The sequence below is a fragment of the Pseudomonas sp. Fl5BN2 genome (genome assembly GCF_009908205.1).
GTDB lineage: Bacteria > Pseudomonadota > Gammaproteobacteria > Pseudomonadales > Pseudomonadaceae > Aquipseudomonas.
In genome coordinates this window covers 23892-40024 of the sequence record NZ_JAAARL010000005.1, presented here as the reverse complement: position 1 = coordinate 40024, position 16133 = coordinate 23892, and the positions used below count along the sequence as shown (strand labels likewise).

At 62.7% G+C, this 16133-nt stretch carries 10 protein-coding genes; 2 read left to right on the top strand and 8 right to left on the bottom strand.

The window, feature by feature from the left end:
* The 6 genes from GV819_RS08255 to yaaA all read right to left on the bottom strand — a co-directional run bounded on the left by GV819_RS08255 (window position 1) and on the right by yaaA (window position 8780).
* Window positions 1-1533 (bottom strand): alginate export family protein, encoded by a 1533-nt coding sequence (locus tag GV819_RS08255; RefSeq protein WP_434738424.1) that lies wholly within the window; start codon window positions 1531-1533, stop codon window positions 1-3.
* Entirely contained in the window at window positions 1530-3035 is a 1506-nt protein-coding gene (gene algK, locus GV819_RS08250) for an alginate biosynthesis TPR repeat lipoprotein AlgK (protein WP_161755380.1), read from the bottom strand. Before algK ends, GV819_RS08255 begins: the two co-directional genes overlap by 4 nt.
* Before the next feature lie 9 nt (window positions 3036-3044).
* Window positions 3045-4214: an alginate biosynthesis protein Alg44 gene (locus GV819_RS08245; RefSeq protein WP_161755378.1), complete on the bottom strand. Its 1170-nt coding sequence runs from the start codon at window positions 4212-4214 to the stop codon at window positions 3045-3047.
* A 32-nt stretch (window positions 4215-4246) separates the two neighbouring features.
* Window positions 4247-5728 (bottom strand): mannuronan synthase, encoded by a 1482-nt coding sequence (gene alg8, locus GV819_RS08240; RefSeq protein ID WP_161755376.1) that lies wholly within the window; start codon window positions 5726-5728, stop codon window positions 4247-4249.
* A 142-nt stretch (window positions 5729-5870) separates the two neighbouring features.
* The gene (locus tag GV819_RS08235) at window positions 5871-7187 is read right to left on the bottom strand and encodes a nucleotide sugar dehydrogenase (RefSeq protein ID WP_161755374.1); all 1317 of its coding nucleotides are present in this window, start codon (window positions 7185-7187) and stop codon (window positions 5871-5873) included.
* A gap of 813 nt (window positions 7188-8000) precedes the next feature.
* Window positions 8001-8780: a peroxide stress protein YaaA gene (gene yaaA, locus GV819_RS08230; RefSeq protein WP_161755372.1), complete on the bottom strand. Its 780-nt coding sequence runs from the start codon at window positions 8778-8780 to the stop codon at window positions 8001-8003.
* Window positions 8781-8993: 213 nt separating this feature from the next.
* Here yaaA and GV819_RS08225 point away from each other — a divergent pair, with 213 nt between their 5' ends.
* Entirely contained in the window at window positions 8994-10118 is a 1125-nt protein-coding gene (locus GV819_RS08225; RefSeq protein ID WP_161755370.1) for a polysaccharide deacetylase family protein, read from the top strand.
* Window positions 10119-10462: 344 nt separating this feature from the next.
* Window positions 10463-11857, top strand: a complete 1395-nt coding sequence (locus GV819_RS08220; protein ID WP_161755368.1) for a PhoH family protein — start codon at window positions 10463-10465, stop codon at window positions 11855-11857.
* A gap of 60 nt (window positions 11858-11917) precedes the next feature.
* Here the strand turns inward: GV819_RS08220 and GV819_RS08215 are convergent, their stop codons facing one another.
* Together GV819_RS08215 and GV819_RS08210 are read right to left on the bottom strand one after the other, a co-directional pair.
* A complete protein-coding gene (locus GV819_RS08215; RefSeq protein WP_161755366.1) occupies window positions 11918-14980 on the bottom strand; it encodes a MexW/MexI family multidrug efflux RND transporter permease subunit in 3063 nt (1020 codons plus the stop codon).
* Window positions 14977-16128 (bottom strand): efflux RND transporter periplasmic adaptor subunit, encoded by a 1152-nt coding sequence (locus GV819_RS08210; RefSeq protein ID WP_161755364.1) that lies wholly within the window; start codon window positions 16126-16128, stop codon window positions 14977-14979. Before GV819_RS08210 ends, GV819_RS08215 begins: the two co-directional genes overlap by 4 nt.
* Window positions 16129-16133: the final 5 nt, after the last annotated feature.

Here is a 16133-nt window from a genome sequence, read left to right as displayed (position 1 = left end):
TCAGAAGCGCCAGATCACGTCGATAAAGGCGCGGTGCATGTAGGAGTCGACCTCTTTGCCGTAGGCGTCGCCGGGCTTGAACACGCCACCACGAAAACGCACCAGGGCCGAAGGTTCATCGATCGACTGGCTCAGGGCCGCCGGCAACAGGCCTTGCTTGAAGTACTTGGTGACCACCAGGTCCATCTCCTGGCCGAGGTCTTTCTTGCCGTCCATGAGTGGCAGCGAGGTGCTGCTGAGCAGGGCGCCGGTGGTGTCGTCGTAGTTGTTGTCCACAGCGTTGATGCCGTTGCTGCCCACCGGCTTGTTGCCGTCCACGCGCCAGAACTTGTGGTAGACCAGGCTGGCGTCGTAGTCCTCGCGCAGTTGCCAGGAGCCGAACAGGGTGGCGGTCTGGGTGTTGTTCATTTCGCCCCGGAAGGCTTCGCCGAAGCGGTGCACCCGGGAGCGGGTGCCGGTGTAGTTGGAACGGTTGCTTTGCAGGCCGTTCTGTTCGTACTCGGCGCTGGCCCGGGCATAGGCCGCGCCCACTTGCCAGTTCGGGTCCAGGCGCAGGCGCACGCCCAGGTCGGTGGCCCAGCCGTTGAGGTTGTCCCCGCGCTTGGCTTGGGTCGGGCGGCTGCCGTCGGCATTCAGCGGGTTGACCGTATCGCGGTCGCCGCGCATGCCGGTAAGGCTGGCCCAGTAGTTGACGGTATTTCCGTTTTTCAAGCTATAGGCGTCGCTGTTGGCTTCCAGGCCGAGCCAGGTCAGGTCGCCGTTCTGTTTCTTGTCCAGCGGGTCGCTGGCCACCCCGGGCTCGGCATAGTCGAGCTTGCCGTCGTCGTGGCTGTGGTGGGCGCGGATACCCACCCACTGGCCGGGCGTCCACTGGTAGGCGGCGTCGGCGTACAGGTGCAGGCGATCCTTGTCCTTGGGCGCCAGTTTCTTGAGGTCGGTGCGGTATTCGCTGAAGCGCTCGGCGGCCCCCAGGTTGGCCCGCAGCAGGGTGGTGTCGAAGGTCCAGTTGAGGGCTTCGATATTGGTGTCGCGCCATTGCCCGTCATCGTTGCGCAGGCGCTGGCGACCGAACTTCAACTGTTCGCCGGGGTAGGCGGTGAAGCCGCTGTAGCCGACCCAGAATTCGCGCATGGCCAGGTAGTTCTTCTTGGTCTTGCGGTCGTCGTTGCTGGATTGCTGGCTGGCGTCATCGCTGGACTGTTGCAGGGTGTCGGTTTCGATCACGTCGGTGGAGGTCACCGCCTGGCCCATGGCGTAGGCGCTCCAGTTGCCGCTTTCGCCGTAGACCCAGGGCCGCAGGTCGAGGCCGATGCCGTTGACGTCGCCACCGCCCTGGGTGCCGAGGTCGCGATCGTCCTCGGACTGGCCGGTGATCTTCACTTCCAGGCCGAAGTTCTTGGTGTCGGTGAGGGCGGCCAGGGTCGGGTTGGACCAGATCATGGCAACACCCAGGGCCATGCCCAGTTTCGACAGGCTGAAGCGCTTGCCTGCGGCAGCGGCTACAGGGGCGGTGTTGAATGGGGTGAGCTTCATAGGGATTCCTCGCCGTCTTCTTCCTGCAGGGCGTGCAGTTGCAGCGTGTTCTGGGTCAGGGCGCCACGTACCGCCTGCTCCTGTTGCAGCAGGCGCTGGGCTTCGGCGCGCTGGCCGGGGGGCAGTTGTTGATCCAGCTGCTGGGCCAGTTCGTTGGCCTGGGGCGTGTCCTGGGTCTTGGCCAGCTGGCTGAAGACGTAGGCGTTGACCGGGTTGGGCGCGGTGCCGCGGCCCTGGGAAAACAGCTGGGCAATGGCGAAGTCGGCGCTGTTCTGGCCGTTGCGGGCGGCGGTCAGCAGGTGGTCCAGGGCTTTTTGCGGATAGACCTGGCCCAGGTAGCCACGGCGGTAGATCTGCCCCAGGTAGTAATCGGCGGCCACTTCCTTGCCCGCGGCTTTCTGGAAGTGTTCTTCGGCGACCTTGGCGTCGGCCGGGACCCACTTGCCTTCGTAGTACAGCTTGCCCAGCAGCAGCTCGGCACGTGGCTGGTCGGCGGCACGGCCGTTGTCCAGGTACTCAATCATCTTGTCGACGTCACCCAGCTCGGGGAAGTCGTAGAGCAGTTGCGCCAGGCTGACCCAGGACGCCGGGTAGCCGGGGGCGACCTGTTCCAGCAGGGCCTGGGCGGTCTTTTCGTCGGGCTTGCCGAGGCTGGCATCCCCCAGCACCCGGGCCACGCTGTCGACCCGCTGGGCGCTGACGGCGCCGCGGCTGTAGCCGGCCTGCAGCTGCTTGATCAACTCGGCCTGCTGCTCCGGTTGGCCGCGTTTCTGGTAGACGGTGGCCAGTTCGACGTAGCAGATGTCGGTGCTGTTGAGGGCGGCCTTGCAGATGCTTTCCACCTGGTCCAGGTGCTGGTCGTAGGTGCCCTGGGTGCGGTAAAGCAGGACTTGGGCCAGACCGGCTTCCGGGTAGCCGGCGGCGCGCCATTGGCTGATCTGCCGCTGGGCGTCGACGTTGGGGAAGCTGTGGGGGTATTGCAGGTACAGCATCGCCAGGGGGATCAGGGTGTTGCCTTCGCCATTGGCAAAGGCTTTTTTCAGCAGGCCCTCAGCTTCGTGCTGCTCGGCTTCGGTGGAGCCGGGCTTGGCCACCAGCAGCCGACCCAGGCGCGCCTGGGCACGGGGTGAGGTGTCGGCCGCGGCGCGGTAGGTGGCCTCGGCCTGCTTGATCTGCGCCGGGTTGCGGCTTTCCACCTGGATGTCGGCCAGGCCCACTTGCGCCTCGCTGTAGCCCAGGTCCGCCAGCTGGCGGTAGTTCTGCTGGGCCAGGGCGGTGTCGCCGCGCTTCAGGGCTTGGTTGGCCAGGCGCTGGTCCGGCAGGCCGGCGCAACTGGCCAGGCTCACGGCCAGCGCCAGGGAGCACAGGGCCAGATGGCGGCGGCCTTGAGTGCTTTCGCGAGCAAGCTCGCTCCTACGGGGGGCGGCGGTGTTCGGGTAGGAGCGAGCTTGCTCGCGATCGAGTGCGCAGCACTCGCCAATCAAAAGGCTAGTCACAGGCATGTCCTCCGCTCAGAGACCGGCGGCCATGGCTTTGTCGATCAGCCAGTTCATCGAAGGGCCGCGGTCGCTGCTGACTTCCACCGGGCGGCCGGCGAAGGCGCTGCTCAGGGGCGCGTCGGGCTTGATCTGCACGCGGATGTCGGAGGACAGGTCGTTGCCGTTCAGGCTGGTGCTGCTGACGATGGTGCCGCTGCGCACTTGATCCTCGCCGGCGATCTGGAAGTTGACCTTGGTGCCCGGGCGCACGTCGCCGAACTGGCGGTAGGAGAACCGCGCCTCGACGTTGGCCAGGCTGTTGCGCGGCACCAGTTGGAAGATCACGTCGCCCTTGCTGGCGTACTGTCCGTCGGCCACCCGTTGCTGGGCCACGGTGCAGTCGCAGGGGGCGGTCAGGGTGCCGGTCATCTGCTTGCCGAACAGTTCTTCGACCTTGGCCGGTTGCAGCTGGTTTTCATCCAGGTGGCCCTTGAGCACGTCCAGCATGCTGGTGCTGAAGGTGGCCAGTGGCGCACCTTTGGCGACGTTGCCATCAGTCTGCACCAGGCTCTGTACGGTGCCATCGCGGGGCATGGTCACGTTCATCCCCGGTACGCTGACCAGGCCGGCCTCGGCGTGGCTGACGAAGTACATGCCGTACACCGACTTGAGCACGAAGCCGAAGGCGGCGAGGCCGACGATGAAGATCCCGGCGCTGAAGGTCACGGCCCGCAGACGGCCCATCGCGGTCATGCCGCTGCCGCTGTCCTTGGTCTTGCGCGCCTTGGTGAAGTTGTCGCGCTGCAGGGTGGCGAGCACGTCGCCCATGCTGACGATGTCGCCGGCCAGGTGCGAGGTGATCAGGTGGCGCAGGGTGGAGATGTCCTGGGGTTCGAGGTTCTGGAACTGGCAACCAACGCGACCGTTCTGGCGATCGAAGGAACGGATTTGCAGCTCGACGTCCATGGCCAGTCCAAGGTTGTCGATGACGAATTGCAGGCGGCCCTTGTGCACCGCGCCGATGCTCAGCATCTGCTGCCCGGCGTTGAAGCTCAGGCCGCCGGCGGAGAGGTCGTGGACCCGCACTTCAAGAGGTTTGGCCTCGTTCCCGAAGAAGCGCAGCTTGGCCGGGATCTTGACCCGGGCGTGCTGGCGTTGGGCTTCGGATTCATGCACTACGTTGACGTTCATGGGGGTGTTCATAGAGTCGATTTCCTAATTTCAGGCAAGGCGGTTCAGACCATCAGCAACAGCACGGCGACGAACACGCTGCCGGCCGAGAAGGTCATGGTCCGAGACGACCAGGTGTTGAACCAACGTTGAAAGCTGGCCAGGTCGCGGGTCAGCTTGGTGTCCTGGCGGGTCCAGGATTGCTGGTCGAGGCGGAAGAACACGTAGATCTTCACCAGCGCGCCGACGATCTGGTTGTAATAGAGAATCAAGGGGTAGGCCGGGCCGATGCGGTGCCCCGAGCAGGACAGCAGCAGGGTCAGGATCAGCCGGGTAATGCCGATCCACAGCAGGTAGGCGAGGATGAACGCGGTGCCGTACTTGAAGCTGGCGATGAGGGCCACGGTCAGGCCCAGCAGCGAGGTCCACATCGACACGCGCTGGTCGAACAGCACCACGCTGGTGAACAGCCCCAGGCGTTTGATGCCCAGGCCCAGGGCCCGGGCGTTCTGCCGCAGGTTGTTGCCGTACCAGCGGAACATCAGCTTGCGGCTGGCCTTGATGAAGCTCTTCTCCGGCGGGTGCTCCACGGTGTTGATCGCCGCGTCGGGCACGTAGAAGGTGTCGTAGCCCAGGCGCATCAGGCTGAACCAGCTGGACTTGTCGTCGCCGGTGAGGAACTTGAAGCGGCCCAGGCGCCAGTGCTGCAGGGAGTCGCTTTCGACGTCGGCGATGAAGTCCGGGTCGGTGACCACGGTGGCGCGGAACACCGACATGCGCCCGGTCATGGTCAGCACGCGCTTGGACAGGGCCATGGAGCACATGTTGATGTGGCGCTGGGCGAAGCGCAGCTTGTGCCATTCGCTCATGATGTAGCCGCCGCGCACTTCGCAGAATTCATTGGTGGTCAGGCCGCCGACATTGCCGAACAGCTGGAACCAGGGCACGGTCTTGCGCACCACGCCTTCGCCGAGCACGGTGTCGCCGTCGATCACCGCCACCACGGCACGGCTGTCCGGCAGGTGGCGGGAGATGGCGCGGAAACCGAAGGCCAGGCCGTCGCGCTTGCCGGTGCCGGGGATGCGCACGAAGTCCAGCTTGACCCGCTCCGGCGGGTTCATCCGCGCCCACAGGCTTTTCACCAGCAGCTCGTCGGACATCTCGACGATCGAGCAGACCACGGTGGTGGGGAAGCCGCAGTCGATGGCTTCACGGATCACCGAGCCGTAGACCTGGGCGGTGGTCAGCGCGTCGATCCGGAAGCTGGTGACCATCAGGTACACATGGGACGGGTCCGCCGCACTGCCGAGCTTGCGCACCTTGCGCCGCAGGTGCGGGTAGACCACGTAGAGAAACAGCATGCCGCGGACAAAGTGCGTGGCACCCATCGAGTAGCGCCAGATGCCCACGGCGCCAATCAGGAAAATGAAGTCCTTGGACTGTGAGTCGAAGGTCGAGGCGGGCAGCAACAAGGCCATGCCCATCAGCAAACTCAAGTAGAACAGCCAACCGGCGGCCTGAAGCAGGCCGTGCTTTAGCCTGTGCATAATCTGCGTCCATCAAGGTCTCGGGCGAGCCTGTGGGGTGGCCCGAGGGGGGTTAAGGCAGGCGTGGAGATTGGGGTGAGACTGTTCGCTGGCAAGCCAGCTCCTACGGGGATGGGGTAGGAGCCAGCTGGCCGGCGCAGCCTTACCAGCAGATCCCTTCGGTACGGCCCTTGCTGCAGGTGGCCTTGGACATGAAACCCACCAGGTCGATGACCTGCTTGCCGTGGGGTACGTTCTGGGCCAGGGCGCGGAACTTCTCGTCGCGGTTGCCGAGGATGATCAGGTCGGAGTGATTGATCACCGCGTCGAAGTCCGAGTTGAGCAGGGACGAGACGTGGGGGATCTTCGACTCGATGTAGTCCTTGTTGGCGCCGTGGACCCGGGCGTACTCGACGTTGCTGTCGTAGATGCTCAGGTCGAAGCCCTTGCCGATGAGCATTTCCGCCAGTTCCACCAGCGGGCTCTCGCGCAGGTCGTCGGTGCCGGCCTTGAAGCTCAGGCCCAGCAGGGCGACCTTGCGCTTGTCGTGGCTGGAGACGATGTCGAAGGCGTTCTGCACCTGGGACTCGTTGCTGCGCATCAGCGAGTTGAGCAGTGGCGCTTGCACGTCCAGGGCGCCGGCGCGGTAGGTCAGGGCGCGCACGTCCTTGGGCAGGCAGGAGCCGCCGAAGGCGAAGCCCGGGCGCATGTAGTACTGGGACAGGTTGAGGGTCTTGTCCTGGCAGACCACGTCCATCACTTCACGGCCGTCGACACCCACCGCCTTGGCGATGTTGCCGATCTCGTTGGCGAAGGTGACCTTGGTCGCGTGCCAGACGTTGCAGGTGTACTTGATCATCTCGGCGACTTCGATGTCCTTGCGGATGATCGGCGCATCGAGCTCTTCGTACAGCGCTTGCAGCACGTCGCCGGAAGCCTGGTCGAACTGGCCGATCACGGTCATCGGCGGGAAGTCGTAGTCCTTGATCGCGGTGCTTTCACGGAGGAACTCGGGGTTCACCGCGACGCCGAAATCCACCCCGGCCTTCTTGCCCGAGCAGTCTTCGAGAATCGGGATCACCACGTTCTTCACCGTGCCCGGCAGCACCGTGCTGCGCACCACGATGGTGTGGCGGGTGGCCTTGTCGCGCAGGACGAAACCGATCTCGCGGCACACCGATTCGATGTAGTCCAGTTCCAGGTCGCCGTTCTTCTTGCTCGGGGTGCCGACGCAGATCATCGACACGTCGGTATCGCGAATGGCTTCGGCGAAGTTGGTGGTGCCGCGCAGACGAGCGGTCTGAATCCCTTGAGCCAGAAGTTCACCCAGACCCGGTTCGACAATCGGCGATTTACCGGCATTGATCAGGTCGATCTTGTCTTTGGATATATCCACGCCAACCACTTCATGGCCCCGTGCGGACAGGCAACCGGCACAGACTGCACCGACGTAACCCAAACCAAATATGCTGATGCGCATCGCATTTACCTCTGTGTTATTCACGCCATTAGATGGCCGGAGTTCATGTTTGCCAGCTGTTGTTGCGCACTCGGAAGTACAGCGAAGTACGCTGTAGTGTCGTGTGCAGGCAGACTAAGTTCCGAGTGATTAAATAAATGCACTCAAGTTGTGCGCAACCGATCCATGTTGTTTTGACTTGCCCTTGAATGTTGCCGGCGGCTCCTGCTGCAGGCCCCTTGGGAAAACCATCCGCGTTCCTGTGGATGGCTGGATGCCATGTAATTGGGGCTATCCAGTTGCTTTCCGTGGTCCTTGAAGGCCAGCTGTTTCTTGGCTCATTAGGGGATAGTTGGGACGCTTTATCTCCTTTTGATAAGTCTTTAGTTCAAGTTGGTGACTCATTGGTCAAACCAATTCTGTAAAGTAATTGGTTTTTCCTGAGTGCGTGTAAGTCATCTCTTACAACGTCGTTAAGAATCGTTACCGGTGGTATGAGCAGTGGCTGCAGGCATAGTTCCAACCCATTCATCTTGTTTTTTGAAAATTATTGAATTGTTGAGAAAGATGGCACTGCTCTCAAATTGATAGCACTAAGGGTTTCGCCCTTTAGTTGTGGGGAGATAAAGCGATGGGGTACTTTTGTGCCACTACTGAATAAAAAAGTGGTGCCACTACTGAAAAAAAAATACGGCTGTCGAGTGAAATAAAAGTTATGAAGAAATATGAAAGTTTAATGGCGCCAGAAAATTGGCTTAATAAAGGCGAGGAATGTGCGAATGATCACATTCTGGCGCGCTCGCCGGATGAAAACGAGCGCGGCAGGGGAACGCTTTATTCCGCTGCGTGGTCGCGCAGGAATACCAGGTTGTCGGCTTTGGACTGTTCCGCGCTGTAGCGGTAGCCCTGGGCGTCGAACTGCTTGAGCTGGGCAGGGTCGTTGATGCGTTCCTGGATGACGAAACGGCTCATCATGCCCCGCGCCTTCTTGGCGTAGAAACTGATGATCTTGTACTGGCCGTTCTTCAGGTCCTTGAACTCGGTGTTGATGATCCGCGCGTTGAGGGCTGGGCGCTTGACCGCCGAGAAGTACTCGTTGGAGGCCAGGTTGAGCAGCAGGTCGTCGCCTTGTTCGTGCAGGGCTTGGTTCAACCATTCACTGATGCGGGTGCCCCAGAAGGCATACAGGTCCTTGCCCCGGGCGTTGGCCAGCTTGGTGCCCATTTCCAGGCGATAGGGCTGCATCAGGTCCAGCGGGCGCAGCAGGCCATAGAGGCCGGAGAGCATGCGCAGGTGTTGCTGGGTGTAGTCGAAATCCGCCTCGCTGAGGGTTTCGGCGTTGAGCCCGGTGTAGACGTCGCCCTTGAACGCGAGCAAGGCCTGCTTGGCGTTTTCCGGGGTAAAGGCCGGGGTCCAGCTGCCGAAGCGTGCGGCGTTGAGGCCGCCGATCTTGTCGGATACGTGCATCAGTTCACTGATCTGCGCCGGGGTCAGTTCCCGCAACTGCTGGATCAGTTCCTGGGAGTGATCGAGGTATTGCGGTTGGGTGAAGCGCTGGGTTACCGGCGGCGTCTGGTAATCGAGGGTCTTGGCGGGGGAAATCACCATCAGCATGAGTCGTCTCCTTTAAGCGTCGGGGGATTCTAGGGGTTGGGGCGCCTGGACTCCACCTATGATGGCGATAGTCGGGGCCCCTTCGCCGGCAGCCGGCTCCTACACGGCCCGGTAGGAGCTGGCTTGCCAGCGAAGGGGCCGTCATGACCATGCCTGATCCCCTGCATAGATCGGCTATAGTGCCGCGCGGGTTTTGTTCTGGAGGCATCCCTTTTGCGTATCGCGTTTTTGTTCTCGGCCTGGCTTTTGAGTTTCGGCGTGCTGGCAGCGCCCAATGATGTGGCGACCCTGGATCGCAGCACCTGGCCGGAAAAGCTCGACAGCCCGGTCCTGTTCGATGTGGCCTCGCGGGCCGAGATCCTGACCTTTGCCCGTGCCCTGCTGGTCAGCGAGGCCTGGGACGAGGGCTCGCTCAAGCAGCGCCTTGGGCTGCGCATGATCAACATGGAGGCGATCAACAGTCTGCGTGAGCATCTGTGGCAACGCTTGCTGGACAACTACAACTTCGCCCAGCAGAGCTGCGATCAGGACGCCTCATTCTGCTTCCTGGTGGAAAACATGCCGCAATTGCGCAAGCAGGCCGGCAAGTTCCAGCTGGCGGCGGACTCCTATTACGCCCATTGGGGCGAACCGAGCCGGACCTTCCACGAGCAGTATCTCGACGAGTTGCTGCGCAAGGCCGCGCTGTTGCCGCAGACCAGCAGCGAAGTGCTGCGCTTTGGCGACTACGAGCGCAATGGCGACGAACTCAATGATCGGCTGTTCCTGCTGACTTTCGACAGCGCCGCCAACCTGGCACCGGACAACACCCCGTGGCTGACCGGTTACCTGCGCAAGGCCAACCTCAGCGGTACCTTCTTTGTGTTGGGCAACGACATCCAGAACCGCCTCAACCAGGCGTCGGTGGCCAGCCTGCAGTCGCTGTATTCCCGGCAGTGCGTGGGTGTCCAGGGCTGGGAGTATCGCTCCCACAGCCACTGGCAGGATTGGCAGTATTCGATCCAGCGCAGCGCCGAGCTGGTGAAAAGCAAGCTGCCGGAAAACTACGTACCGCTGTTTCGCCCGCCTTACGGCCAGCGCCGTGCCGATGCCCAGGGATTCTTCAATGCCCAGGGCATGCAGGTGGCGTTGTGGGACATCGATGCCCAGGACGGCGCCGGTAAGCTCAAGGCCCAGGACAGTGGCCAGCGGGTTCTGACGCTGATGCTGCTGTGGCGGCGCGGGGTGATTGCCTTCAATGCCAAGCAGGATGGGGTCAAGAGCACGCTGCCCTGGTTACTGGCACAGACCGCGCAAAGCGGGATCGGCTGGGAGGATTGTCAGGAGGCGTTTCGCTGAAACGGTAAACCTGCCGGAAACAGGCGATTTAGCCGATAAAAGAGCTGAACTTGCAGAAGATTTCGAGCCAGGTGAACTTATGACTTTAGCGGTGCCCGGACAGCTCGCCAAGGGCTTTTCGTCACTCTGAAAAATAAACTTCAAAAAAGCGTCAAAGTGCTTTTTCCTGTCATGGTTTTTGGAGTATTACGAAGTCAGACCGCCGAAACCTGCAACACAGGTGGCGTCTCCCAAGACTCCTTGTGTGCAGCTCACCTGAACCCCAGCGGGTGAATTCGGTGGCCCTTCGAGGCGCGATACCCCATGGTGTTGCGTCGACTGGCTCCCACATAAGGTGACCGAGTATGGATGACCACGGACGTAGCTCTTCTTCCAATCAGCCAATCCTTTATGTACTCGATACCAATGTATTGATTCACGATCCCAACGCCCTGCTGAACTTCGAAGAACACCACGTCGCCATCCCGATGACCGTCCTTGAAGAGCTGGACAAGCTCAAGAGCGGGCATCACAGCGTTGCTGCAGAATGCCGGCAGGCCATTCGCCTGATCGACAAGACCCTCGGCGAAGCCTCTCCCGAGGATGTCGAACTGGGCGTACCGATCCAACGCGGCAAGAGTGGGCCCAAGGGCTTGCTGTCGATCCTGATGAGCAAGCGCAACGAGCCCAATAGCCTGTTGCCGGACAATCTCAACGACAACATCATCATCAACCAGTTGATCGACCTGCACGCGCGCAACAAGGACTTGCCCGTGGTGCTGGTGACCAAAGACATCAACATGCGCCTCAAGGCGCGGGCCTGCGGGATCGCCGCCGAGGACTACAGCACCGACCAGCTGGTGGACGATGTGTCCCTGCTGCCCAACGGCTTCCACAACATGAGTGGTTCGTTCTGGGATCGCGTGAGCAAGGTGGAAACCCGCCAGGACCACGGTCGTACCTGGCACCAGGTGCAGTTGATCGACAACCTGCCGGCGGTACACATCAACGAATTCATCATCGACGAGCAGGGCTTTGTCGGCTGGATCAAGGAAATCCGCGCCGATGTGCTGCTGATTCTCGACCTGCATCAGGAACCCCTGTTGCACCAGGAAGCCTGGGGCCTGAAACCGCGTGATATCTACCAGGGCCTGGCGCTGTACGCGCTGCTCGATCCGGACATCCATCTGGTCAACCTGTCCGGCGCCGCTGGTTCCGGCAAGACCATCCTGGCCCTGGCCGCCGCCATCGAGCAGACCATGGTCAGCAAGCGCTACCGGCGGATCATCGCCACCCGCAGCGTGCAGGGGCTGGACCAGGAGATCGGCTTCCTGCCGGGCACCGAGGCGGAGAAAATGGAACCCTGGCTCGGCGCGATTACCGACAACCTTGAAGCCCTGCACATGGATGACGAGAACACCCATGGCAGCGTCGACTACATCCTCAGCAAGGTGCCGTTGCAGTTCAAATCCCTGAACTACATCCGCGGTCGCAGCTTCCAGCAGAGCCTGATCCTGATCGACGAATGCCAGAACCTCACCCCGCACCAGATGAAAACCATCATCACCCGTGCCGGCGCCGGTTCCAAAGTGGTGTGCCTGGGCAACCTGGCACAGATCGATACCCCTTACCTGTCGGCCACCAGCTCGGGCCTGACCTACCTCACCGAACGCTTCAAGGATTTCCCCAACGGTGTGCACATCACCCTGCAAGGGGTGCCGCGCTCGATCCTGGCGGAATACGCCGAAACCCACCTGTAACCTCACCCCTGAAACACAACGGGCGGCCCTTGGGCCGCCTGTTGTGCATGTGGCGCAGGCTTAGGCCAGTTGCTGCAGTTCCTCCAGCTCGCTAGAGCGGCTGTGGGCGCGGGCCATCAGGCTGTAGATCGACGGCAGGACGAACAGGGTGAACAGGGTGCCCACCAGCATCCCGATGACGATCACCAGGCCCAGGCCGAAACGGCTGCTGGCGCCGGCGCCGGAGGAGAACAGCAGTGGTACCAGCCCCACCACCATGGCGGCGGTGGTCATGAGGATCGGTCGCAGGCGGATCCGTGCGGCGCGGATAATCGCCTGGGCCGGGGTATAGCCGTGGGCGATCCGCAGCTCATTGGCGAACTCCACCATCAGGATGCCGTGCTTGCTGATCAGTCCGATCAAGGTCACCAGGCCGATCTGCGTATAGATGTTGATGGTTGCCAGTCCCAGCGCCAGCGGGATCAACGCGCCGCAGATCGACAGGGGGACGGTGATCAGGATGATCAATGGGTCGCTCAGGCTTTCGTACTGCGCGGCCAACACCATGTAGATGACGATGAGGGCGAACAGAAACGTCAGCAGCAGGGCGTTGCCTTCGTGGATGAACTGGCGTGAGTCGGCTTGCCAGTCGTGGCTGAAACTGGCGGGCAGCTCCTGGCTCTGCTGCTGCAGGAAGGCCACGGCCTGGCCTAGGCTGACCCCCGGCGCGGGGATGCCCTGGAAGATCGCTGCGTTCTGCTGGTTGAACTGCTTGAGCTTGTTGGGCTGGATGCTGTCATGCAGGCTGACCACGGTCGACAACGGCACCTGGGCGCCGCTGTCGGTGTCGACGTAGAAGCCGCTGAGGGCTTGCGGGGTCAGGCGTTGAGCGGCGGTGCTTTGGGGGATCACGTCATAGGAGCGTCCCTGCAGGGCGAAACGGTTGGTGTAGTTCTCGCCAATCAGCACGGCCAGAGTATTGCCGACGTCCTGCATGCGAATCCCCAGGCTATTGGCTTTGCTGCGATCGATGCGTACTTCGGTCACCGGGTTGTTGAATGCCAGGTCGCTGTCCACCACCGCGAACAGGCCGCTGGAGCGGGCCTTGCTCTTGATCTCTTCCATGGCCTGGTACAGCGAGCGGTAGTCCTCGGTGCTGCGGATTACCAGTTGCACCGGCAGGCCACCGGTGGACGCCGGCAGGGGCGGCAGTTGAAAGACGAAGATCGAGTTGCCCTCCACCGCGTCGACATTTTGTTGCAACTCGCTCTGGATGCTGGCTGCACTGCGCTGGCGTTGCGACCATTCGCTGAAGTTGACCCCGGCGAAACTGGCGGCAACGCCATCGTTGCCATTGATGATCCAGGTGCTGACGGTCTCTGGCAGGGCTTGAAGTATCGCGTCCAACTGGTAGGCATACCGCTCGACGTAATCCAGGTTGGCATGCTGTGGCGACTTGATCGCCAGCAGCAGGTTGCCCTGGTCTTCGTTGGGCGCCAGTTCCTTGCTGGCGTGGCCGTAGAGCCACGGCAGGCTGAGCAGCACCAGGGCGGCAAATGCCAGCACCGCGCTGCGCCAGCGCAGCGAGCGCACCAGGCCGTGCTGGTAGAGGCGTGCCAGCCAGTGGAAAAACTGCTCGGCCCAACGGCTCATGCGGCCTTCCTGCTGGCCCGTCGGCAGCAGCTTGGCGCACATCACCGGGGTCAGGGTCAGAGCCACCACCCCGGAGATCAGCACCGCGCCGGCCAGGGTCAGGGCAAACTCCTTGAACAGCGCACCGGTCAGCCCGCTCATCAGGCCGATGGGCATGTACACCGCGGCCAGGGTGATGGTCATGGCGATCACCGGCGAGGCAATTTCCCGGGCACCGACAAAGGCTGCCTGGAGCGGCGTACGGCCTTCCTTGAGATGACGGTGGATGTTCTCCATGACCACGATGGCGTCATCCACCACCAGGCCGATGGCCAGCACCATGGCCAGCAGGGTCAGCAAGTTGATGCTGAAGCCGAACAGCTCCATCAGTGCCAGGGCGCCGACCATCGACAGCGGGATGCTCACCACCGGAATCAACACGCTGCGCACCGAACCCAGGCACAGGTAGATGATGGCCACCACGATCAGCACGGCTTCGATCAGGGTTTCGATCACCTCGATGATTGACGCCTGGATGAAGTGGGCGGTCTCGAAGGCCAGGGCCACTTCCACGCCCGGTGGCAGGGTCTTCTGGATCTCCGGCAGCAGGCGCTTGATGTCGGCGACGATCAGCAGCGGATTGCCCTTGGGGGTGGCGTACAGGCCCAGGTGCACCGCTGGCTTGCCGTCCATCAGGGCGCTGGTTTCATAGGAGGCCGAACCCAGCTCGACCCGGGCGATGTCCCGCAGGCGCAACAGGTGGTCACCGCGGTTGCTGATGACCATGTCGCGAAACTCGTCCAGGCTGCTGAGGTCGGTGTTGACCTGGATCGAGGAGATCACGTACTGGCCTTTGATCTGGCCGGGAGCGGCCTGGAAGTTGTTGGCACGAATCGCCTGTTCCACCTGGGCCGCGCTGATGCCGTGGCCGGCCATCCGTTGCGGGTCCAGCCACAGGCGCATGGCCAGGCGCTGGCCGCCGAAGGTCTCGACTTTGGCTACGCCTTCGATACTGGAAAACAGCGGTTGCACCACCCGGCTCAGGTAGTCGCTCAGCGCCGAGGCGGACAGCGAGCGACTGGCAAAACCGACATAGGCCACGGCCGTGGCGTCTCCTGCGGAGCGCTCGATCACCGGGTCGTAGGCCTGCTCGGGCAGGCGATACTTGACCTGGTTGACCTTGGCGATCACCTCGCTGAGGGTCTTGGATGAGTCCTGGTTGAGGGCCATGCGCAGGGTAATGAGGCTGCGCCCCTGGACCGAGGACGAGCTGACGTAGTCGACACCCTCCACAGATGCCAGGGCCTGGTTGATTGGCTGGGTGACAAAGCCTTGCATCAGCTCCGCCGGGGCGCCGGGGTAGTCGGTGGTAACGCTGATCACCGAGCTCTCCAGCAGCGGGTACTGCCGCACCGGCAGGTTGCTGTAGGCCTTGAGGCCGGCCAGCAGGATCAACAGGCTGACCACCAGCGCGAGCACCGGGCGGCGAACGAACAGATCGGTGAATCTCACGGCGTTTCTCCAACGGCGACGGTGGCGTCAGCGGTGTTCGGGGGGGTGAGCACGCTGTGCTGCTGGGGCTCGATCGCCGAGCCGTCACTGAGCTTGATCTGCCCGGAGATCACCACCTGTTGACCCGGCGCCAGGCCGCTGTCGATGACCACGCGGCCGTCGCGCCGCTCACCGGTCTTGACTGATACCCGGCGCACCGTTGGTGCGCCCTGGCCGTCCTCGGCGGGCTGGACCACGAACAGTTCTTCGCCGTAGGCGTTATAGGTCACGGCGGTTTCCGGCACGCTCAAGGTGTCACTGGGCATGGGTTGGGCCAGGCGGACGCGGGCGAACATCCGTGGCAACGCCGCGGCCGGTGCATCTTGCAGGCGGGCCTGGACACTGAGGGTGCGAGTGCGATCGAGGAACGGGTCGAGGGAACTCACCACGGCACTGAGCCTCTGCTCGGGCAGGGCGTCAAGGACCACCTCCAGCACCGCCCCCGGCCTGACTTGGGGCAGGGCTTGCTCCGCAACGCTGAAGTTGACGTACAGGCCCTTGTCGCCCACCAGGTTGATCAAGATGTCGCCGGGGTTCACATATTGACCCAGGTGGACCTTGCGGATCCCCAGGGTGCCGGAGAAGGGCGCGCGAATGGTGCGCTGCTCGATTTGCGCGGTGAGTGCCTGCAACGCTCCCTTGGCGGTGGAAAGTTCGGTCTGGGCATCGTCGAAGGCTTCCTTGGAGGTGGCATTGACCGATACCAGGCGCCGCGAGCGCTCCAGCCGCACCTTGGCGTTTTCCATTTCGCCTTGCAGGCGCAGCAGATTGCCGCGCTGAGGCCCATCGTTGAGCTGCACCAGGACCTGTCCGCGCTCGACCCGCTGCCCGGACTGGACCGGCAGCGCGACGATGCGCCCGCCGATTTCCGCCGGTACGCTGACTTGCTGGACCGCCTCCAGTTCGCCGATGGCTTCCAGGTACCGGGTGAACGGCTGCAGGCTGGCGTTCGCCACCGCGACCTTGACCGGCGTTTGAGCGTAGGCCTGGGCGCTGGGCCGGGTGGCGTGCCACAGCCCCCAGGCAAGGCCGCCGAGAATCAGCAGCGCGGCGATCAGCATCAGCCGTATACGTAGGGTTGAGGGCTTTGTTCCACCGACGGGCAACATGACAT